The 20,354-nt window shown below is 70.7% G+C and carries 20 protein-coding genes; 2 read left to right on the top strand and 18 right to left on the bottom strand.

The features are described from left to right. The first annotated feature begins 183 nt into the window (after window positions 1-183). On the top strand, window positions 184-684 hold the full coding sequence (gene bldD, locus J2X68_RS20250) for a transcriptional regulator BldD (RefSeq protein WP_020128858.1): 501 nt from the start codon (window positions 184-186) through the stop codon (window positions 682-684). 235 nt (window positions 685-919) lie between these two features. Here bldD and nusB read toward each other — a convergent pair whose 3' ends face one another. The 18 genes from nusB to J2X68_RS20160 all read right to left on the bottom strand — a co-directional run bounded on the left by nusB (window position 920) and on the right by J2X68_RS20160 (window position 19,272). After that, window positions 920-1,348, bottom strand: coding sequence for a transcription antitermination factor NusB (gene nusB, locus J2X68_RS20245; protein WP_310433939.1), 429 nt, complete (start codon window positions 1,346-1,348; stop codon window positions 920-922). A 2-nt stretch (window positions 1,349-1,350) separates the two neighbouring features. Then, window positions 1,351-1,917, bottom strand: a complete 567-nt coding sequence (efp, locus tag J2X68_RS20240; protein WP_020128856.1) for an elongation factor P — start codon at window positions 1,915-1,917, stop codon at window positions 1,351-1,353. A 51-nt stretch (window positions 1,918-1,968) separates the two neighbouring features. Then, on the bottom strand, window positions 1,969-3,075 hold the full coding sequence (locus J2X68_RS20235; protein WP_310433938.1) for an aminopeptidase P family protein: 1,107 nt from the start codon (window positions 3,073-3,075) through the stop codon (window positions 1,969-1,971). Window positions 3,076-3,166: 91 nt separating this feature from the next. Next, window positions 3,167-3,988: a Pro-rich N-terminal domain-containing protein gene (locus J2X68_RS20230; protein ID WP_310433937.1), complete on the bottom strand. Its 822-nt coding sequence runs from the start codon at window positions 3,986-3,988 to the stop codon at window positions 3,167-3,169. A 189-nt stretch (window positions 3,989-4,177) separates the two neighbouring features. Beyond that, the gene (gene aroB, locus J2X68_RS20225; RefSeq protein WP_310433936.1) at window positions 4,178-5,272 is read right to left on the bottom strand and encodes a 3-dehydroquinate synthase; all 1,095 of its coding nucleotides are present in this window, start codon (window positions 5,270-5,272) and stop codon (window positions 4,178-4,180) included. Continuing rightward, window positions 5,269-5,784, bottom strand: coding sequence for a shikimate kinase (locus J2X68_RS20220; protein WP_310433935.1), 516 nt, complete (start codon window positions 5,782-5,784; stop codon window positions 5,269-5,271). Before J2X68_RS20220 ends, aroB begins: the two co-directional genes overlap by 4 nt. Then, window positions 5,781-6,965: a chorismate synthase gene (gene aroC / locus J2X68_RS20215; RefSeq protein WP_310433934.1), complete on the bottom strand. Its 1,185-nt coding sequence runs from the start codon at window positions 6,963-6,965 to the stop codon at window positions 5,781-5,783. Before aroC ends, J2X68_RS20220 begins: the two co-directional genes overlap by 4 nt. Window positions 6,966-7,135: 170 nt before the next feature. Then, the gene (locus tag J2X68_RS20210; protein WP_310433933.1) at window positions 7,136-7,993 is read right to left on the bottom strand and encodes a shikimate dehydrogenase; all 858 of its coding nucleotides are present in this window, start codon (window positions 7,991-7,993) and stop codon (window positions 7,136-7,138) included. Then, window positions 7,974-9,725 (bottom strand): endolytic transglycosylase MltG, encoded by a 1,752-nt coding sequence (gene mltG, locus J2X68_RS20205; protein WP_310433932.1) that lies wholly within the window; start codon window positions 9,723-9,725, stop codon window positions 7,974-7,976. The genes J2X68_RS20210 and mltG overlap by 20 nt, the downstream gene beginning before the upstream one ends. 122 nt (window positions 9,726-9,847) lie before the next feature. Beyond that, window positions 9,848-10,312 carry a Holliday junction resolvase RuvX gene (gene ruvX / locus J2X68_RS20200; RefSeq protein WP_310434026.1) on the bottom strand — a complete coding sequence of 155 codons (465 nt, stop codon included), beginning with the start codon at window positions 10,310-10,312 and terminating at the stop codon, window positions 9,848-9,850. A gap of 8 nt (window positions 10,313-10,320) precedes the next feature. Beyond that, window positions 10,321-12,993 carry an alanine--tRNA ligase gene (gene alaS / locus J2X68_RS20195; RefSeq protein WP_310433931.1) on the bottom strand — a complete coding sequence of 891 codons (2,673 nt, stop codon included), beginning with the start codon at window positions 12,991-12,993 and terminating at the stop codon, window positions 10,321-10,323. Further along, the gene (locus tag J2X68_RS20190) at window positions 12,993-13,349 is read right to left on the bottom strand and encodes a hypothetical protein (RefSeq protein WP_310433930.1); all 357 of its coding nucleotides are present in this window, start codon (window positions 13,347-13,349) and stop codon (window positions 12,993-12,995) included. The genes alaS and J2X68_RS20190 overlap by 1 nt, the downstream gene beginning before the upstream one ends. 8 nt (window positions 13,350-13,357) lie before the next feature. Beyond that, window positions 13,358-13,798 (bottom strand): DUF948 domain-containing protein, encoded by a 441-nt coding sequence (locus J2X68_RS20185; RefSeq protein ID WP_310433929.1) that lies wholly within the window; start codon window positions 13,796-13,798, stop codon window positions 13,358-13,360. A gap of 183 nt (window positions 13,799-13,981) precedes the next feature. Then, window positions 13,982-14,596, bottom strand: a complete 615-nt coding sequence (rpsD, locus tag J2X68_RS20180; RefSeq protein ID WP_020128844.1) for a 30S ribosomal protein S4 — start codon at window positions 14,594-14,596, stop codon at window positions 13,982-13,984. Between the two features lie 301 nt (window positions 14,597-14,897). Continuing rightward, window positions 14,898-16,253, bottom strand: a complete 1,356-nt coding sequence (locus J2X68_RS20175) for a replication-associated recombination protein A (protein ID WP_310433928.1) — start codon at window positions 16,251-16,253, stop codon at window positions 14,898-14,900. A gap of 83 nt (window positions 16,254-16,336) precedes the next feature. After that, window positions 16,337-16,999, bottom strand: coding sequence for a vitamin K epoxide reductase family protein (locus J2X68_RS20170; RefSeq protein WP_310433927.1), 663 nt, complete (start codon window positions 16,997-16,999; stop codon window positions 16,337-16,339). Window positions 17,000-17,279: 280 nt separating this feature from the next. Next, window positions 17,280-18,542 carry a histidine--tRNA ligase gene (gene hisS / locus J2X68_RS20165; RefSeq protein WP_310433926.1) on the bottom strand — a complete coding sequence of 421 codons (1,263 nt, stop codon included), beginning with the start codon at window positions 18,540-18,542 and terminating at the stop codon, window positions 17,280-17,282. Window positions 18,543-18,555: 13 nt separating this feature from the next. After that, complete coding sequence (locus J2X68_RS20160; RefSeq protein WP_310433925.1) at window positions 18,556-19,272, bottom strand: MBL fold metallo-hydrolase; 717 nt, start codon at window positions 19,270-19,272, stop codon at window positions 18,556-18,558. Window positions 19,273-19,452: 180 nt separating this feature from the next. On the opposite strand from J2X68_RS20160, the gene J2X68_RS20155 reads away from it, so the two are divergent. Then, complete coding sequence (locus tag J2X68_RS20155; RefSeq protein WP_310433924.1) at window positions 19,453-20,268, top strand: peptidylprolyl isomerase; 816 nt, start codon at window positions 19,453-19,455, stop codon at window positions 20,266-20,268. Window positions 20,269-20,354 lie beyond the last annotated feature (86 nt).

Raw genomic sequence — 20,354 nt, 5'->3', positions numbered from 1 at the left:
CGCCATCCACGGTAGCAGGCCGGGAGGCCGACCCGATCACCCCCTTGGCGTAATCGGCCGGGGATACCACGGAAGCGTCGGTGTGGACCATTCGGCTTGACTCAGAAGAATCACGCTGCGTAACCTCACAGTGAGTTACCAGCACGCGGCTCGTGCCGCGTCGACCCAGTGCCGGGGAGCTATATGTCCAGCGAATACGCCAAACAGCTCGGGGCCAAGCTCCGGGCGATCCGCACCCAGCAGGGCCTTTCCCTCCACGGTGTCGAGGAGAAGTCCCAGGGACGCTGGAAGGCGGTCGTGGTCGGTTCGTACGAGCGCGGCGACCGCGCCGTGACCGTGCAGCGCCTTGCCGAGCTGGCGGACTTCTACGGCGTTCCCGTGCAGGAACTGCTGCCGGGCACCACTCCGGGCGGCGCCGCGGAGCCCCCGCCGAAGCTGGTCCTGGACCTGGAGCGACTGGCCCACGTGCCGGTCGAGAAGGCGGGCCCCCTTCAGCGGTACGCGGCCACGATCCAGTCGCAGCGCGGTGACTACAACGGCAAGGTGCTGTCGATCCGCCAGGACGACCTGCGCACGCTCGCCGTCATCTACGACCAGTCCCCCTCGGTCCTGACCGAGCAGCTGATCAGCTGGGGCGTCCTGGACGCGGACGCGCGTCGCGCGGTCTCCCACGAGGAGGGCTGAGGCCCCGCGGTCCCGCAGAGCTCAGCAGAAACGTGCCGCCGGAGTGGCCGGAACCCGAGGGTTCCGGCCACTCCCGTTTTGGCCGGAACATGCCGGAGGGCCCACAGCGTGCGCTGTGGGCCCTCCGGCATGTTCGCGCCCCCCGGGGGCGCGGGGAACCGTGCGACGGGCCACAGAGGGCCCCGCAGGCCTCCTGAGGAGCCCGGTCCCCCGGCTCTCCCAGCGGAACTGGCCGCTATTCGCGACGCAGAGACGGCTTGAGCTCCTTGAGCCGGCCGAGCAGACCGTTGACGAACGACGGCGACTCGTCGGTGGAGAACTCCTTCGCCAGCTGCACCATCTCGTCCAGGACGACCGCGTCCGGGGTCTCGTCGGCCCAGATCAGCTCGTAGGCGCCGAGACGCAGGATGTTGCGGTCGACGACCGGCATCCGGTCCAGCGTCCAGCCGACCGAGTACTGCGAGATCAACTCGTCGATGCGACGCGCGTATCCGGCGTAGCCCTCGACCAGCTGCATCGTGTACTCGCTCACCGGCGGCTGCCGGGTGTCGGCCCGGGAGAGCCGGATCCAGTCCGCGAGGACTGTCAGGACGTCGACTCCGCGCTGGTCGCCCTCGAAGAGGATCTGGAAGGCGCGCTTGCGGGCCGTGTTGCGGGCAGCCACGGTTAGCTGTTCACCCGGCCGAGGTAGTCGCTGGTGCGGGTGTCGACCTTGATCTTCTCACCGGTGGTGATGAAGAGCGGGACGTTGATCTGGTGACCGGTCTCCAGGGTGGCGGGCTTGGTGCCACCGGTGGAGCGGTCGCCCTGGAGGCCGGGCTCGGTCTCCTGCACGACGAGCTCGACGGCCGCCGGCAGCTCGACGAAGAGCACCTCGCCCTCGTGCTGCGCCACGGTGGCCGTGAAGCCCTCGATCAGGAAGTTGGCGGCGTCGCCGACGGCCTTGCGGTCGACCATCAGCTGGTCGTAGGTCTCCATGTCCATGAAGACGAAGTACTCGCCGTCCATGTACGAGAACTGCATGTCGCGCTTGTCGACAGTGGCCGTCTCGACCTTGACGCCGGCGTTGAACGTCTTGTCGACGACCTTGCCGGAAAGCACGTTCTTCAGCTTGGTGCGCACGAAGGCAGGGCCCTTGCCGGGCTTGACGTGCTGGAACTCGACGACGGACCAGAGCTGGCCGCCTTCGAGCTTGAGCACCAGGCCGTTCTTGAGGTCGTTCGTGGAAGCCACGGTTGCGGAATCTCCTGGACTGACGTGGACGACCCCGGTGCACGCACCTGCCTAGAGGGCGAGCAGCTCCTTGGTCGTGATGGTGAGTAGCTCGGGTCCGCCGTCCGCCTCGGGGCGCACGACGAGCGTGTCATCGATCCGGACACCGCCCCGGCCCGGGAGGTGGACCCCCGGTTCGACGGTGACCGGCACGCAAGCGTCCAGTTTACCCATGGCCGCGGGAGACAACTGCGGGTCCTCTTCGATTTCGAGTCCGACACCGTGCCCGGTGAGCGCCGGAAGGCCCTCGGAGTGCCCGGCGGAGTCCAGGATCTGGCGGGCCGCGCGGTCCACGTCCCGGAAGGCAGCGCCGGGCGCCAGGGCCTCTCGTCCGGCCCGCTGGGCAGCGAAGACGAGGTCGTACAGCTCGATCTGCCAGTCGGCGGGGGACGTGCCGATCACGAAGGTGCGGCCGATCTCGCAGCGGTAGCCGCGGTAGCTCGCCCCCAGGCAGACGGAGAGGAAGTCGCCTTCCTCGACGCGCCGGTCGGTGGGCCGGTGACCGCGCCGCCCGGAGTTCGGGCCGGTGGCGACCGAGGTGGCGAACGCGGGACCGTCGGCTCCGTGATCCACGAGGCGCCGCTCCAGTTCGAGGGCGAGATGCCGTTCCGTGCGGCCGACCAGGATGGACTCCAGCAGCTCCCCCAGGGCCTGGTCGGCGATCTCGGCGCCGATCCGCAGACAGGAGATCTCCTCCTCGTCCTTCACCACCCGCTGCTGCTCGACCGCGCCGCCCAGGTCGGCGAGGCGGAGCCCGGGCGCGACGGAGCGCAGCTCGCGGTGGCGGGCCACCGTGAGGTGATGCTCCTCGACCGCGAGGGAGTCGCCGCCCTCGCCCACGAGGAGATCGGCGGCGGCGACCGCGGGATCGCCTCCGCGCCGGCGCAGGCAGTGGACCCGCAGGGCCTCGTCCGGCTTGCCCTCGTCCGGACGGTCGTCGGGCGGGTCGGGGCAGACGAGAAGATCCTCACGTCCGCCGAGCAGCAGGACGGCGCCGCGCGGGGCCGCACCCGCGAGGTATCTCACGTTGGCGGGGCGGGAGATCAGCGCGGTGGCGCTGCCGCTCGCGTTGCAGCGTTCTCTCAGCCGGGTGCGGCGGGACGCGTAGACCTCTGACATGACACGAGCGTAGGAGGATTGGCCGGATCGTGCCGGTTGGGAGGGCGTTCGGGGGAACGGTCCGGGGCGGACCGCGGCGTTCGGGAGCGCTCTACCACTTCGGTGGGCTGGCGATGGCTCTCGCCAGCACGTCGTCCAGGACCCTCGCCGTCGTCGGGACGTCCAGCTGGGAGTTGTCGATGATGGGCAGGCCGGAGCCGTACCAGCCCGCCATGCGGCCGTGGATCCGGGCCACCTCCTCGTCCGTGAGGCGGCGGTTGCCGGAGCGCTCGGCGTTGCGCTCCAGGACGACCTCCAGCCCGGGCAGCAGGACGACGGGCAGCAGCCCCGGGCCGACATGCCGTTTCCAGCCACCCAGGCCCACGGCAGGGCGGTCGGGGAAGATCGCGTCGTCCAGGATGCACGAGATCCCGTTGGCCAGGAAGTTGCGCGCGGCGAAGCCGCAGGTGCGGCGGGCCAGGCGGTACTGGGCCTCGGAATGGTCGTTCCACCCCGACTGCGGGTCGGCGAAGCCCGAGCGGACCCACTCCCGTACGTCGTCGAGGCTGACGTGGGCCGTGGGCACCCGGCGGTGGTCGGCCCAGTACTTGGCCACGCTCGTCTTCCCGGCGCCCGCCGGGCCGATCAGCAGCACCGCGAGCGTGGTGGCCGCCGGGTCGGGGACGACGGCGGGGGGCGGCGCGCTGGGCATGGGAACCGGACCCCCCGGCGGCAGCGGGACATGCCCGGTGGTGTCGGTGCCCTGCGGGACCGGGGCGTGCTGCGGGGCGGGCGGAGGCGGGACGGGGGGCACCTGCGGCTGGGGCGCGGGCGGGACCGGGCCCGAGGGGGCGCCGAGGTACCCCGGCCGCTGCTGGGGGGCGCCGCCCGGCTGGTGGGGCGGCGGCAGCGGAGAACCCACTGCGTGCTGCATCCGGTGCCACTCCGTCTCGTACAGGCAATGGGCGCTGGTTGTGAGGGGTGCGGACCCCCTCTTCGCTACTGAACGGTACCGCCCCCGGCCGTCGTTTGGTGAACGGCCGGGGGCGGTCCGAAGTGCCCGGTGCGGAAAGCGAATCGGGCGGAAGGGAAGCGGGCGGACCTTCTCGCCCGTCCCGCGTTCCTACTCGCCCACTTCCCCGTAAGCGGCCAGCAGCACGGCCGGGTCGGGGCCCTCCAGGACGTTCGGCTTGGCCAGGCCGTCCAGGACGATGAACCGCAGCAGGTCACCGCGGGACTTCTTGTCGACCTTCATGTTCTCCAGCAGCTTGGGCCACTGGTCGTAGCGGTAGTGCAGCGGCAGCCCCACCGACTCCAGGACCGTGCGGTGCCGGTCGGCCGTCGCGTCGTCCAGCCGGCCCGCGAGACGGCCCAGTTCGGCGGCGAAGTGCATGCCGACGGACACGGCCGCGCCGTGCCGCCACTGGTAGCGCTCGTTCTTCTCGATGGCGTGCGCCAGCGTGTGACCGTAGTTGAGGATCTCCCGCAGGCCCGACTCCTTCAGGTCGGACGAGACCACGTCCGCCTTGACCCTGATGGAGCGCTCGATGAGCTCGGCGGTGTGCGGGCCCGCCGGGGTGCGGGCGGCCTCGGGGTCGGACTCGATCAGGTCGAGGATCGCCGGGTCGGCGATGAAGCCGGCCTTGATGATCTCGGCGAGCCCGGAGACGTAGTCGTTGACCGGCAGCGAGTCCAGCGCGGCCAGGTCGCACAGCACACCGGCCGGCGGATGGAAGGAGCCGACGAGGTTCTTGCCCTCGGCGGTGTTGATGCCGGTCTTGCCGCCGACGGCCGCGTCGACCATGGCCAGCACGGTCGTCGGAACGGCGATCCAGCGCACCCCGCGCAGCCAGGTCGCGGCGACGAACCCGGCCAGGTCGGTGGTGGAGCCACCGCCGACGCCCACGACGACGTCGCTGCGGGTGAAGCCGGACTGGCCGAGCGCCTTCCAGCAGTAGGCGGCGACCTCGGCGGTCTTGGCCTCCTCGGCGTTGGGCACCTGGATGGCGACGGCCTCGTAGCCCTGTCCGGCCAGGTCGGCGCGGAGCGCGTCGCCGGTGTCGGCGAGCGCCTCGGGGTGGATCACGGCCACCCGCTTGACCCGGTCGCCGATGAGCCCGCCCAGCTCGCCCAGCAGCTGACGGCCGACCAGGACCTCGTACGGATCCGAGCCCGCGCTGCCGCCGACCCCGATCCGCGTTACGGACTCGCTGCTCATGCTTCCTTCAACTCCAAAGCGTCCAAGGCCACTTGGGTGACCTCTTCGGGCGTACGGCCGTCCGTGGCCACGACCGCGGTGGCGACACCCTCGTAGAGGTGGCGGCGGGCCTCCATCAGCTCGCGCCACTGCTTGCGCGGATTGACGGCGAGCAGGGGGCGCGCCGCGTTCAGTCCGGTGCGCTTGACGGCTTCCTCGACGTCCATGGCCAGGTAGACCACGCGCTGTCCGGCCAGCAGCGCGCGGGTGTCCGCGTCCAGGATCGAGCCGCCGCCGAGCGCCAGGACACCGTCGTGCCCGGCGAGCGCGCGCCGGACGGCCCGCTTCTCGATCGCGCGGAAGGTCTCCTCGCCCTCGTCGACGAAGATCTCCGCGATGCTGCGGCCCGCCTCGGCGACGATGTCGTCGTCGGTGTCCCGGTAGCCGACGCCGAGCCGCTCGGCGAGCAGCTGCCCGACGGTGGACTTGCCGACGCCCATCGGGCCGACCAGGACGACCAGCGGCCCGCTCATCGGATGTGCAGGCTGTCGAGGTACGACCGCACGTTGCGGCGGGTCTCGGTGACGCTGTCGCCGCCGAACTTCTCCGCCACCGCGTCCGCGAGCACCAGCGCGACCATCGCCTCGGCGACGATCCCGGCGGCCGGGACCGCGCACACGTCGGAGCGCTGGTGGTGCGCCTGGGTCGCCTCGCCCGTGGCCACGTCCACCGTCCGCAGCGCCCGCGGCACGGTCGCGATCGGCTTCATCGCCGCGCGCACGCGCAGCAGCTCGCCGGTGGTGAGTCCGCCCTCGGTGCCGCCGGAACGGCCGCTCGTGCGCCGGATACCGTCGGGCGTGGTGACGATCTCGTCGTGGGCCTTCGAGCCGGGCACCCGCGCGAGGTCGAAGCCGTCGCCGACCTCGACGCCCTTGATCGCCTGGATGCCCATCAGGGCCGCGGCGAGGCGGGCGTCCAGCCGGCGGTCCCAGTGCACGTGCGAGCCCAGGCCGACCGGGACGTCGTACGCCAGCACCTCGACGACGCCGCCGAGGGTGTCGCCGTCCTTGTGGGCCTGGTCGATCTCCGCGACCATCGCCTTCGACGCGTCCGCGTCCAGGCAGCGGACCGGGTCCGCGTCCAGCTTCTCGACGTCCGCCGGGGTCGGCAGGACGCCGTAGGGCGCCTTCGCGGCGGCCAGCTCGACGACGTGCGAGACGATCTCGATGCCGGCCGTCTCCTTCAGGTACGACCGGGCCACCGCGCCCAGCGCGACCCGGGCGGCCGTCTCACGCGCGGAGGCGCGCTCCAGGATCGGCCGGGCCTCGTCGAAGCCGTACTTCTGCATCCCGGCGAGGTCGGCGTGGCCGGGGCGCGGGCGGGTGAGCGGGGCGTTGCGGGCCAGGCCCGCGAGGACCTCGGGGTCGACCGGGTCGGCCGACATGACCTGCTCCCACTTCGGCCACTCCGTGTTGCCCACCATGACGGCGACCGGCGAACCCATGGTCAGGCCGTGGCGGACACCGCCGAGGAAGGTGACCTCGTCGCGCTCGAACTTCATGCGCGCACCACGCCCGTAGCCGAGCCGTCGCCGCGCGAGATGGTCGGCGACCATTTCCGTGGTGATCGGCACGCCGGCGGGAAGGCCCTCCAGCGTCGCGACAAGTGCGGGACCGTGGGACTCCCCCGCGGTCAGCCAACGCAGCCTGCTCAACGATGCTCCTCAGTGCTCGCGCCCTGGTACTGCTCTGCGCACGCGCGTCCGTCGCGTACGTCGTCGGCGTGACCGGGTGCGCGGCCCTGGCCCGCCACCTCCGATCCTCCCACGTCCTGGCTCCTCGACCGGTCGAGGGTCCAGCCAGCGGACGGTGGAACCGGGGCGGGTCAGGAGGGGTGAGCGGTCCCGCGGGCGGCGAGAGCGTGCTCGCCCGCCTTGCGCATGGCCTCCACCGGCGCCGGGGCCCGCCCGGTCATCCGCTCCACCTGGAGGACCGCCTGGTGCACGAGCAGGTCGAGGCCGCTGACGACGGCGCCGCCGAACATGGACCAGCGGGCGGCCAGCTCGGTCGGCCACGGGTCGTAGAGCACGTCGAACAGGGTGGCGGGGCGCTCCGGCACCGCGGCGGCGAGGGCGTCCGTGGCCCCGGCCGGGGTGGTCGCGACGACCAGCGGGAAGCGCAGCGCGTCGGCGGCGTCCACCCAGTCGGCGATCCGGACGTCGACGTCGAGCCGCTCGCCCCACTGCCGCATCTCGGCGGCGCGCGCCGCGCTGCGGACGTAGGCGACGATCTCGCCGGTGCAGACCCTGGTCAGCGCGGCCAGGGCGGAGGACGCGGTGGCGCCGGCGCCGAGGATCGCGGCCGAGTCGACCTGTTCGACACCACGCTCGCGCAGGGCGGCGACCATGCCGGGGATGTCCGTGTTGTCGCCGAGCCGACGGCCGTCGCCGGTGAACACGAGGGTGTTGACCGCCTCGACGGAGGCGGCCGTCTCGCTGATCTCGTCGAGCAGCGGGATGACCGCGCGCTTCAGCGGCATGGTCAGCGAGAGACCGGCCCATTCGGCGCCGAGCCCGGCGACGAAGCCGGGCAGGGCCGCCTCGTCGACGTCGAAGCGGTCGTACGTCCAGCCGGTGAGGTCCAGGGCCTCGTACGCGGCGCGGTGCAGCACCGGGGAGAGGGAGTGGACGATGGGGCTGCCGAGTACCGCGGCCCGGCGGGCGTCAGTTGCCCGTGCTGGCATCGAACTTGTCCTTGAGTTTCTGGAAATCGGCGTAGGTCTTGGCGAATTCGGTATTGCTCTCGCCGTCGGTCGCCACGAAATAGATCCAGCCGTCGGTGGTCGGATTCATCGTGGCCTTCAGCGCGTCCTCACCGGGATTGCCGATCGGTCCCGGCGTCAGGCCCTTGTTGGTGTACGTGTTGTACGGGTCCTTGTTGCTGTTGATCTCGGACTCGCTGATGTTGATCTTGCTCTCGCCCTTCAGGTAGTTGAAGGTCGAGTCGAACTGGAGCAACTGGTTGGTCTGGTCGTTCGTCGGCTTGAGCCGGTTGTAGACGACCTCCGCCATCTTGCGGTAGTCGTCGTGCGTCTTGCCCTCGGCCTGGACCAGGCTGGCGACCGTGATGACCTGCAGCGGGCTTTCCAGCTTGAGCGTCCTGGCCTTGGCCTCGAGGTCGTACTCGCCGTACACCTCGTTGGCGTGGGCGACCATCGACTTCAGGACCGCCTCGGGCTTCATCCCCTTGGCCGCGCCGTAGGTCCCCGGGAAGAGGAAGCCCTCCAGCGGATCCTTGATGTCCTCGTTGTCGTTCGCCCAGGCGGGCAGGCCGAGCGTCTTGTACTCGTTCTCCGCCACCTTTCTGGTGGCACCGGAGGCGAGTCCGAGTTTCGTGTCGATGGCCTTGTAGACGGACACGTTCCGCTGGCCCGGGGTGACCATCACATTGGCCTGGCTCGCCGGGTCGAGCATCATCTCCACGGCGCTCTTCGCGGACATCTCCTTGCGCAGGATGTACGCGCCCGCCTGGATGCCGCCGGCCTCGGGGTTGCTCGTGACCGCGGAGACGAACGCGTCCACGCTCTTGACGACGCCGGCCTCCTTGAGCAGCCTGCCGATGGCGGCGCCGCCGGAGCCCTTGGGCACCTCGATGCTCACGGTCTGCTTCGTGCCGTCGCCCGTGTAGTCCGGAGCCGCGGCGTAACGATTCTGGTAGTAGTCGTAGCCGAAATATCCGACGCCCGCGACGCCACCGCCGAACACCAGCACGACGACCAGACAGGCGCAGCCGCTGCGGCTCTTCTTGCTCTTCGTGCCCTTGCCGCCCCGGCCCCGCCGGTCGCCGCGGCCCTCCGGCTCGTCGTCGTCCTCGGCCCCTCCGCCCGCGAAGAAGGCGTGCTCGCCCTGATCGGGACCCGGGTCCCAGTCGGGCCGCTGCCCGGCCTCGGTGTCGGCCTCCGGCGCCGGCTCCGGTTCGGGCTCGGCTCTGCGACGCGCGGGCGGTTCCGGCGGCGGGTACGCGTCGGGAGTGCCGTAGAAGTCGGGCTGCTCGGCGCCGTAGGCCGCGGCCTGCTGACCGTAGGGGTCACCGGGGTCGGCGGCGTACGGGACGTGGGCATGGGTGCCGGTGCCGTCCCAGCCGCCCTCCTGATACCCCTCGTGGTAGGCCTGCGGGTCCTGGTGGGCGTACTGCTGGTCCTGCGCGCCGTACTGCTGCTGGTCGTAGCCCTGGTACTGCGGGTCGTACTGCTGCTGCCCGTACTGCTGCTGGTCGTACTGCTGCGCCTGTCCCTGGCCCCAGTCGCCGTACTCCTGCTGCTGCGGCTGCTGCGGGTAGTGGTGGTGCTGTGGCTGGCCGCCGTAGGCAGGCTGATGGCCCGTGGGGGCCTGCTGCCCTTCCCATCCGCCGTCCCCGTACAACGGGTCCTCCGGATGCCACGGTTCGGAGCCAGAGCCCCGGCCATACTCAGTCATCGATCCCCTAGAGCCGCGAGGCGGCGATCACGCGGCTTCTCAGGCCCGTCACCGTTCCGTCTCTCTCTGTGCGGCCGCTGTTCGAACACCGCCGCATCGCGCGGAACGTTACCGTATCGCGATCAGACAACCACTTCGACGCCCTCGCCCGGCGCCTTGCCTGACACCCGTTCGGATTCCAGGGCCTGCTGAAGGATGATCACAGCGGCCGCCTGGTCGATCACCGAGCGGCCCTTCTTCGCCTTCACACCCGAGGCACGCAGTCCCTGACTGGCCGTCACCGTCGTCATCCTCTCGTCCACCAGACGTACGGATACGGGCGCGATTTTGTTCGCCAGCTCCTGGGCGAAGCCGCGGACCTTGACCGCCGCCGGGCCCTCGCCCCCTTTGAGGGAGCGAGGCAGACCCACCACGACCTCGATCGGCTCGTACTCCTCGACCAGTTGTCCGAGCCGGCGGTAGGCCGCGGGGAGGTCCCGGCCGGGGACCGTCTCCACCGGAGTGGCGAGGATCCCGTCGGGGTCGCACGAGGCGACCCCGATCCGGGCGTCCCCGACGTCGATCGCGAGTCGGCGGCCCTTCCTCATCGGCAGGCTCACTTCGCCGTTTCCGCCACGAGCCGCTCGACGGCGTCGACGGCGTCGCCGACGGCGGCCGGGTTCTGGCCACCGCCCTGGGCGACGTCCGGCTTGCCGCCACCGCCGCCGCCGAGGGTCTTGGCGGCCGTGCGGACCAGCTCGCCGGCCTTGAGGCCGCGCTCGCGGGCGGCCTCGTTGGTGGCGATGACCGTCAGCGGCTTGCCGTTGCTGACCGTGAACAGGGCCACCACGGCGGCCCGGCCGCCCTGGATGCGGCCGCGCACGTCGAGGACGAGCCTGCGCAGGTCGTCGGGGGTCGTGCCGTCCGGGACCTGACCGGTGACGAGAGCGACACCGCGGACGTCCTTGGCGGACTCCACGAGACCGGCGGCCGCCTGGAGGACCTTCTCCGCGCGGAACTTCTCGATCTCCTTCTCGGCGTCCTTCAGCTTGCCGAGCATGGCGGAGACCTTCTCCGGGAGCTCCTCCGGACGGCCCTTGATCAGCTCCTGGAGCTGCGCGACGACGGTGTGCTCCCGGGCCAGGAAGTTGTAGGCGTCGACGCCGACGAGGGCCTCGATGCGGCGGACGCCGGAACCGATCGACGACTCGCCGAGCAGCTTCACCAGGCCCAGCTGGGAGGTGTTGTGCACGTGCGTGCCACCGCACAGCTCCTTGGAGAAGTCCCCGATGGTCACGACCCGGACCCGCTCGCCGTACTTCTCGCCGAACTCGGCGATGGCGCCCTGCTTCTTGGCCTCGTCGATGCCCATGACGTCGGCACGGACGTCCAGGTCGCGGGCGAGGATCTCGTTGATCTTCTGCTCGACGTCGGTCATCACGGCCGTCGGGACGGCGGAGGGGGAACCGAAGTCGAAGCGGAAGCGGCCGGGCTGGTTCTCGGAACCGGCCTGGGCGGCCGTCGGGCCGAGGGCGTCGCGCAGCGCCTGGTGCGTGAGGTGCGTGGCCGAGTGGGCGCGGGCGATGGCCGTGCGGCGGCGCCCGTCGATCGAGGCGTGGGCCTTGGCGCCGAGCGTGACCTCGCCGACCTGGACGACGCCCTTGTGGACGTACACGCCGGGGACCGGCTTCTGGGTGTCGCGGATCTCGATGACGGCGCCGGTGTCCACCTTGATGCGGCCGGTGTCACCGATCTGGCCGCCGCCCTCGGCGTAGAACGGGGTGCGGTCGAGGACGATCTCGACCTCGTCGCCCTCGGTGGCGGCCGGCGAGGAGGCGCCGTCGACGAGGATGCCGACGATCGTCGACTCGCCCTCGGTGTCGGTGTAGCCGATGAAGTCGGTGGCGCCGGCCCGGTCGGCGATCTCGCGGTAGGCGCCGACGCCGGCGTGCCCGGTCTTCTTGGCCTGGGCGTCGGCCTTGGCGCGCTCCCGCTGCTCCTTCATCAGGCGGCGGAAGCCGTCCTCGTCCACGGACAGCCCCTGCTCGGCGGCCATCTCGAGGGTGAGGTCGATCGGGAAGCCCCAGGTGTCGTGGAGCAGGAAGGCCTTGTCGCCCGCGAGGACCGAACCGCCGGACTGCTTGGTCTCGCTGACGGCGGTGTCGAGGATGTTGGTGCCGGCCTTGAGCGTCTTGAGGAAGGCGTTCTCCTCGGCGAGGGCGACCTTCTCGATGCGCTCGCGGTCGGTGATGAGCTCGGGGTACTGCTGGCCCATCATCTCGATGACGGTGTCGATGAGGTCCTTGACGACCGGGCCGGTGGCGCCGAGGAGGCGCATGTTGCGGATGGCGCGGCGCATGATGCGGCGCAGGACGTAACCGCGGCCCTCGTTGCCGGGGGTGACGCCGTCGCCGATGAGCATCACGGAGGTGCGCATGTGGTCGGTCACCACGCGCAGCGAGACGTCCGACTCGTGGGCCCGGCCGTACTCGACGCCGGTCAGCTCGGTGGCCTTCTTGATGACGGCCATCGAGGTGTCGATCTCGTACATGTTCTGCACGCCCTGCAGAATCATGGCGAGGCGCTCCAGGCCGAGGCCCGTGTCGATGTTCTTGCTCGGCAGCTCGCCGAGGATCTCGAAGTTGTCCTTGCCGATGCCCTCGCCGCGCTCGTACTGCATGAAGACGAGGTTCCAGATCTCCACGTACCGCTCGTCGTTGACGGCGGGGCCGCCCTCGACGCCGAACTCGGGGCCGCGGTCGTAGTTGATCTCGGAACAGGGGCCGCAGGGTCCGGGGACGCCCATGGACCAGTAGTTGTCCTTCATGCCGAGGCGCTGGATGCGCTCCTTCGGCACGCCGACGACCTCGTGCCACAGCCGCTCGGCCTCGTCGTCGTCCTTGTAGACGGTGATCCAGAGCCGCTCCGGGTCCAGGCCGTAACCGCCCTTGTCCTGGGGCGTGGTGAGCAGCTCCCAGGCGTACTTGATGGCGCCTTCCTTGAAGTAGTCGCCGAAGGAGAAGTTGCCGCACATCTGGAAGAACGTGCCGTGGCGGGTGGTCTTGCCGACCTCTTCGATGTCGGGCGTGCGCACGCACTTCTGCACGCTGGTGGCGCGCGACCACGGCGGCTTGACCTCACCGAGGAAGTACGGCTTGAAGGGGACCATGCCGGCGGGGACCAGGAGCAGAGTCGGGTCGTCCGCGATGAGCGACGCCGAAGGGACGACGGTGTGCCCGCGCTCCTCGTAGAAGCTCAGCCAGCGGCGGCGGATCTCGGCCGACTCCATCAGTGGTCCTCATTCCGGTTGTGCGAGTACGTCGTGTTCTCGATGTGCTCGGGGTACGTGGGGGTGCTGCGGTGGTTCTCGATGGCGGTGTACCGCCGGGGCGCGGGGAGTTCGGGGTCGTCGTGGATCCCCAGCGCCTCCCCCAGCTCGGCCTCCCGCTGGGCCATGTTGTCGCGGACGTCGAGCGCGAAGCCCACCGCGCGGTCCTTGAGGCGCGCTCCCGTCTCGAGCGCCTTGTTGGCCGCGGTCGCGGCCAGGCTCTCGGGGGTCAGCTGCCTCAGCTTGCGGTTGACCTTGGTGGTGGCCCAGACACCGGCGGCGACGCCCGTGGTGAACCAGAAGGTACGGCGGAACATCGCTGGTCTCAGTCCCTCTTTCCACGGGGCGTGCGCTTCTCCCGCCGGGAGACCGTCCGGCCCACGATCACGGTCCGCCGGGGCTCCCGGGCGGGCACGTCGTCCTTGCGGCCGCCGAGGGCCCGGCGGACGCCGTAGCCGAAGGCGGCGACCTTCACCAGGGGGCCGCCGAAGGTGGAGGCGACCGTGGTGGACAGCGCCGAGGCGTTCGACGTGACTTCCTGGACGTCGGTGGCGATCGCGTCGACCCGGTCGATCTGGGTCTGCGCGGAACGCACCGCCGCGGAGGCGTCGGCCAGCAGCGGGACCGCCTGCTCGGTCACGTCGGCGACGAGTCTGGTGGTCGCCCTGAGCGTCTGGGCCAGCCTCGCCAGCGCGACGGCGAGGAAGGAGACCAGGATCGCCCAGAACACGGCCACCAGGATGCCGGCCACCTCTCCACCGGACACTGCGCACCCGCTCCCTGTCTGACGAACACCTATCTCTGGAGGCGAGCCTATCGCGCCGACGCCGGCGTTCCGTACCGGATTAGGCGCGCGAAAGCCCGCCGCCCCACCTGCCCCGAAGGGCAGGGGGACGACGGGCCTCGGCGCAGGAGTCCTACGTCCGCCGCGGACCGATCCGGAAAGGGATCAGCGGGCGTAGTACTCGACGACGAGCTGCTCGTCGCAGATCACCGGGATCTCCTTGCGGTTCGGCTCACGGTCCAGGCGGAAGGCCAGGGCGCGGAGGTTCACCTGGAGGTAGCGCGGGGTCTCGCCGTCGGGGGCGAAGCCGCCCTCGCGGGAGATCGAGAACAGCGTCTTCTCACGGCTGCGCTCGCGCACCATGACGACGTCGTCCGGCTTGACGCGGAACGAGGGCTTGTCGACCTTCTGGCCGTTGACCTCGATGTGGCCGTGGACGACCATCTGGCGGGCCTGGTAGATCGTGCGGGCGATGCCCGAACGCAGGACCAGCGCGTCGAGACGGCGCTCGAGCTCGATGATCAGGGCCTCACCGGTCTTGCCCTGGACCTTGGAGGCACGCTCGTAGGCGCGGACGAGCTGACGCTCGGACACGTCGTACTGCGCGCGCAGACGCTGCTTCTCGAGCAGACGGACCTTGTAGTCCGAGTTCTGCTTGCGGCCACGGCCGTGCTCACCCGGCGGGTAGGGGCGCGCCTCGAAGTACTTGACGGCCTTCGGGGTCAGCGCGATGCCGAGGGCACGCGACTTCTTGACCTTGGGACGGGGCTGGTTCGCCACGATCTCTCACTTTCCAGAATTTCCGGCTTGTCAGAGTTAAGGGAGGTCGCATCCGCAGCCGGGGAAACCCGTCGGGTCCGCGTGGAACCTGTCGGGCAGCCGCTCCCCTGGTCTGGGCACATACGTGCAGCACGCGAGTTGCCCACCGACCGATCCCGGAATCCCGGGTGGTGATGGGCTGCCCGCGACACCTTCGACGGTGCGCGACGCTCCTGGAGCGAGGTCCGAGGACCGGTGCTCCGGCCGACTGTCCTGTTCTGACTGCACGGGACGCGGCACTTCGGGCGAGTCTACAGGGTGCTCAGGACCCGTCGCGACCGAGGTGCTGCCTGGTCCACTCGACCGCGTCCGCGTAGCGGGCCTCGGCGCCGTGCCGGGTGGGTTCGTAGTACTCGCGGTCCTTGATGGCGTCCGGGGCGTACTGCTGGGCGGCGATGCCCTCGGGCAGGTCGTGCGGATACACGTACCCCTGGGCGTGCCCCAGCTTGGCGGCGCCCTTGTAGTGCCCGTCACGCAGATGCGGCGGCACCGGGCCGGCCAGTCCCTTGCGCACGTCTTCCAGGGCGGCGCCGATCGCGGTCGTCGCGGCGTTGGACTTGGGCGCCAGGGCGAGGGCGATCGTGGTGTGGCTCAGCGTGAGGGCGGCCTCGGGGAAGCCGATCATGGCGACGGCCTGGGCGGCGGCCACCGCGAGGGGCAGCGCGCCCGGATCGGCCAGGCCGATGTCCTCGCTGGCGGAGATCATCAGGCGGCGGGCGATGAAGCGGGGGTCCTCTCCGGCCTCGATCATGCGGGCCAGGTAGTGCAGCGCCGCGTCGACGTCGGAGCCCCGGATGGACTTGATGAGGGCGCTGGCGACGTCGTAGTGCTGGTCGCCGTCACGGTCGTACTTCACCGCCGCGCGGTCGACGGTCTGCTCCAGGGTCTGGAGGCTGATCCCCGTCTCGTCCTGGTCCAGGGCGGCCCCGGCGGCCGCCTCCAGGGCGGTGAGGGCACGGCGGGCGTCGCCGCCGGCGATGCGCAGCAGATGCGCCTCGGTGTCCTCGGGGAGGGTGAGGGCGCCCTTGAGGCCGCGGTCGTCGGTCAGGGCGCGCCGGACGAGGCCGCGCAGGTCGTCGTCCGTGAGGGGTTCGAGGGTCAGCAGCAGGGAGCGGGAGAGCAGGGGCGAGATCACCGAGAAGTACGGGTTCTCGGTGGTCGCCGCGATCAGCGTCACCCAGCGGTTCTCGACGGCGGGCAGGAGGGAGTCCTGCTGGGCCTTGCTGAAGCGGTGGATCTCGTCGAGGAAGAGGACGGTCTCCTTGCCGTAGCCGCCGATGGCGCGGCGGGCGCCGTCGATGACCGCCCGGACCTCCTTGACGCCCGCGGTGATGGCCGACAGCTCGACGAACCGCTTGTTGGTGGCCTTGGAGACGACGTACGCCAGGGTCGTCTTCCCGGTGCCGGGCGGTCCCCAGAGGATCACCGAGGAGGGCCCGGCCGGACCCGTGGCGCCCTCGCCGACCAGGCGGCGCAGGGGTGAGCCCGGCTTCAGCAGGTGCTGCTGGCCCACCACCTCGTCGAGGGTGCGCGGACGCATCCGGACCGCCAGGGGGCTCCCGGCGGGGTCCTTCTCCTGGCGGTCTTCGGCTGCGGCGGTGAACAGGTCGGGCTCCACACGTCGGAGCCTACGTCAGAGGTCCGACAGTCCTGTCCCGCGCCGGGTGAGCGGCCCGCTGCGACGCCTGTCCGGCGCCGGGCTCAGGCCCAGAGGTCAGCGCCCCAGCGGGTCAGGATCAGCATGGCGATGATGCCGACGTGGGTGACCGGCAGGACCCAGGTGAACTCGGCGAGGAATCGCTTCAGCCAGCCCGGGGCGGGCAGCAGGCCGTTGCGCACGTTGAACGAGGTGACGTACCAGAACATGGTGATCGTCGCCACCCAGGCCAGCGAGCACCACAGGCACAGGGCGTTGATCTCGTACAGCGACTGGTACTGGAGCCAGGTGCAGAAGCCCACGCCGAAGAGGGTGCCGCCGTTGAAGGTCAGCCAGTACCAGCGCGGGAAGGCGGCCCGGGTCAGCAGGCTCACGCCGACGCAGATGACGATGCCGTAGGCGACGAGGCCGAGCATCGGGTTGGGGAAACCGAAGACGGCGGCCTGCTTGCTCTCCATGACGCTGCCGCAGCTGATGATCGGGCTGATGCTGCAGCTCGGCGTGAAGGTCTCGCCGGCGACCTTGGCCTCGAGGATCTTGAACTTGTCGAGCGTGATGACCCAGGCGGCCAGCAGACCGGCGGCACCGGTGATCAGCAGCAGGATCGCGAACGCACGGCTGCCGCCCACGGTCCGGGGCTCGGTCGCGGTGGTGACGCGGTCGGGCTCGGATTCCGTGGAGACGTCTTTGACTGTCGTCTTGCTCATCACGCCGATTCCGTCACTTGAGAGTTGGACCATCTTCGGGCAGGGCCATTGTGCCGCACGGGGCCGGGTGCGCACCGTTCGGTGCGCATAAGGAAGTACGCACGGGCGCCCCTCGGCGTTCGGTTCCGGCCAAGGCCAGGCGTACGACGGCACACGCGCGGGGTGCCCGGGCGACGGCGGCCTCGGGAGGAGGAACGGGCGGCCGCCAGGTTGACGCGGTGGCGCATGACGAGGGCGCCGGGTCGTCCGACCCGGCGCCCTCCTCGGGCTTTCGCGCCCGTCAGCCGAGCTTCGACTCCAGTTCCGCCACGATCTCGTTGACGCCGACCGCCCGCTGCTCGCCGGACTCCATGTCCTTGAGCTGGACGACGCCCTCGGCGAGGTCGCGTTCACCGGCGACGATCGTGTAGCGGGCCCCGCTGCGGTTGGCGCTCTTCATGGCGCCCTTGAGCCCCCGCGCGCCGTAGGAGAAGTCCGCCGCCACGCCGAGCTTGCGCAGCTCGGTGACCTTGGCGAAGAGGACCCGGCGGGCCTCCTCGCCGAGCGGGACGGCGAACACGGAGGTCGCCGCGGGCAGCTCCAGCTCCACCCCCTCCGCCTCCAGCGCCAGCACCGTGCGGTCGACGCCCAGCGCCCAGCCCACCGACGGCAGCGCGGGGCCGCCGATCATCTCGGAGAGACCGTCGTAGCGGCCGCCGCCGCCCACCGCGGACTGGGAGCCCAGTCCGTCGTGGACGAACTCGAAGGTCGTGCGGGTGTAGTAGTCGAGGCCGCGGACCAGCTTCGGGTCGTCCTCGAAGACCACGCCCGCCGCCGTGATCAGCTCCCGGACCTCCTCGTGGTACGCCTTGCACGCGTCACAGAGGTAGTCGCGCAGGAGCGGCGCGCCCCCGAGCTGCTTCTGGACCGCCTCGCGCTTGTCGTCCAGCACCCGCAGGGGGTTGATCTCCGCGCGGCGCAGCGTGTCCTCGTCGAGGTCGAGGCCCCGCAGGAAGGTCTGGAGCGCCTCCCGGTACACCGGGCGGCACTCCTTGTCGCCGAGGCTGTTCAGCAGGATGCGGAAGTCGCGCAGCCCCAGCGACCGGTACGCCTGGTCGGCCAGGATGATCAGCTCGGCGTCCAGCGCCGGGTCCTCCGCGCCGATCGCCTCGGCCCCGACCTGGGAGAAGTGCCGGTAACGACCCGCCTGCGGCTTCTCGTACCGGTAGTACGAACCCGAGTACCAGAGCTTGACCGGCAGGTTGCCCTGCTTGTGCAGGTTCGCCTCCAGGGCGGCGCGCAGCACCGACGCCGTGCCCTCCGGGCGCAGGGCCAGCCGGTCGCCGCCCTTGGTCTCGAAGGCGTACATCTCCTTGCTGACGATGTCGGTGGATTCACCCACACCGCGCGCGAACAGGTTGACGTCCTCGAAGCCGGGCGTCTCGACGTAGCCGTAGCCGGAGTTGCGCAGCGGGGCGGCGATCGCCTCGCGCACCGCGAGGAACTTCGCGGACCGCGGCGGAATCAGGTCGTACGTGCCCTTGGGGGCCTGAAAGGTACTCACGGAAGGTCTCTCGTCACATTCCTCGTCGGGGAGGGGCGTGCGTACCCGCTCCCTGGCCGCCGGCCGCCACCTGCCGCAGATGCGGGTTGGTGGCGCGCTCCTGGCCGATGGTCGTCTGGGGGCCGTGGCCGGACAGCACCACGGTCGAGTCGTCGAGCGGCAGGCACACACGGGCCAGCGAGTCGAGCATCTCGGCCATGTCACCGCCGGGCAGGTCGGTGCGTCCGATGGAGCCGGCGAACAGCAGATCCCCGGAGAAGAAGACCGACGGGACGTCGGCCGTCTCGGGCATCCGGAAGGTCACCGACCCCTTGGTATGGCCCGGGGCGTGGGCGACGGAGAACTCCAGACCGGCCAGGTGCAGGCCGACGCCGTCGGCCAGTTCGCGGACGTCGTCCGGCTCCCCCACGGTCAGCTCGCCCATCAGCGGCATCCCGATGGACCGGCCGAGCGCCTTCTCGGGGTCGCTCATCATGTAGCGGTCCTCGGGGTGGATCCAGGCCGGTACGTCGTGCGCGCCGCACACCGGGACGACCGAGGCCACGTGGTCGATGTGGCCGTGGGTGAGGACGACGGCGACGGGCTTGAGCCGATGCTTCCTGATCGCTTCCTCGACTCCCGGGGCCGCCTGGTGGCCCGGGTCGATGATCACGCACTCCTCACCGGCGGCGGGGGCGACGAGATAACAGTTCGTCCCCCAGGCCCCGGCGGGGAACCCGGCAATGAGCACGATCGTCCTTCGTTTGTGTCGATACGCGTGGGCTTCTGGGCGGCTGCGCCAGTGGTCAGAGCCTACCGGCGCTGCCGATTCCTCAGCGAACCCATATACGGTACGGGGCACACGCAGGCGGTCGGCTCACAAGACGCACGCGTCCCAGTCGACGTACGAGACGCACGAGGAGAGAACCCGGTGGTCACCCAGGAACAGCGGAAGCGTCAGCTCGCCCGGGAGAAGTTCTTGCGGCAGCAGCAGCGGCGCACCTCCGCGCGACGCAGGGCGCGCGTGCGCAACTCGGTGATCGCGTCGGTGCTCGGCGTGATCGTCATCGGCAGTGTGGCGCTGTACACGACCGGTGTCATGAAGGACGACGACAAGACGAACGCGAGCGCGGAGACGACGCCCTCCGCGACGCCCAGCGCCGTCAAGGACCCGTGCGAGAAGGCGGCCGCGGGCTCGGTCAAGACGCAGACCTGGAAGAAGGAGCCGGCGGTCACGATCGACAAGTCGGCGAAGTACACGATGACCCTCGCGACGACGTGCGGGGACATCGGCATAGCGCTCAAGGCGAAGGCCGCGCCGCACACGGTGAACTCGTTCAGCTTCCTCGCCGGCAAGGGCTACTTCGACCACACCAAGTGCCACCGGCTCACCACCAGCGGCATCTACGTGCTGCAGTGCGGCGACCCCACGGGCAGCGGCAGCGGCGGTCCCGGGTACACCATCCCGGACGAGAACCTGAAGGACGCCACCCTCAAGAACAACATCTACCCGGCGGGCACGATCGCGATGGCCAACACCGGTCAGGCGCACACCGGGGGCAGCCAGTTCTTCCTCGTCTACCAGGACAGTCAGCTGCCGCCGAGCTACACGCCCTTCGGCACCGTCTCGGCCGACGGCATGAAGGTGCTGGCGAAGATCGCAGCCGCCGGTGAGAACACGGGCGCGGGTGACGGAGCCCCGAACGCGACGGTCGTGATCGACAAGGCGACGGTCACGAAATCCTGACGGCGATCCGACGACTAACGGGCGGTCAACTGCGCAATTTCGGTCGCGCTGGATGCGGACAGGCGGCCCGCCGGTCGCCTATGTTG

Origin of the sequence: Streptomyces sp. 3330, assembly GCF_031456635.1 — a bacterium.
GTDB lineage: Bacteria > Actinomycetota > Actinomycetes > Streptomycetales > Streptomycetaceae > Streptomyces.
Note: the sequence above shows the minus strand (reverse complement) of the source record. Positions and strands in the feature narration are given on the sequence as shown.

Bases quoted from the DNA above. Each gene is read 5' to 3' on its own strand.
- alaS (WP_310433931.1), bottom strand. From the start codon at position 12,993: ATGGAGTCGGCCGAGATCCGCCGCCGCTGGCTGAGCTTCTACGAGGAG.
- aroB (WP_310433936.1), bottom strand. From the start codon at position 5,272: ATGAGCAGCGAGTCCGTAACGCGGATCGGGGTCGGCGGCAGCGCGGGC.
- J2X68_RS20235 (WP_310433938.1), bottom strand. From the start codon at position 3,075: ATGTCAGAGGTCTACGCGTCCCGCCGCACCCGGCTGAGAGAACGCTGC.
- bldD (WP_020128858.1), top strand. From the start codon at position 184: ATGTCCAGCGAATACGCCAAACAGCTCGGGGCCAAGCTCCGGGCGATC.
- J2X68_RS20210 (WP_310433933.1), bottom strand. From the start codon at position 7,993: ATGCCAGCACGGGCAACTGACGCCCGCCGGGCCGCGGTACTCGGCAGC.
- J2X68_RS20230 (WP_310433937.1), bottom strand. From the start codon at position 3,988: ATGCAGCACGCAGTGGGTTCTCCGCTGCCGCCGCCCCACCAGCCGGGC.
- J2X68_RS20190 (WP_310433930.1), bottom strand. From the start codon at position 13,349: ATGTTCCGCCGTACCTTCTGGTTCACCACGGGCGTCGCCGCCGGTGTC.
- ruvX (WP_310434026.1), bottom strand. From the start codon at position 10,312: ATGAGGAAGGGCCGCCGACTCGCGATCGACGTCGGGGACGCCCGGATC.
- J2X68_RS20170 (WP_310433927.1), bottom strand. From the start codon at position 16,999: ATGAGCAAGACGACAGTCAAAGACGTCTCCACGGAATCCGAGCCCGAC.
- J2X68_RS20220 (WP_310433935.1), bottom strand. From the start codon at position 5,784: ATGAGCGGGCCGCTGGTCGTCCTGGTCGGCCCGATGGGCGTCGGCAAG.
- mltG (WP_310433932.1), bottom strand. From the start codon at position 9,725: ATGACTGAGTATGGCCGGGGCTCTGGCTCCGAACCGTGGCATCCGGAG.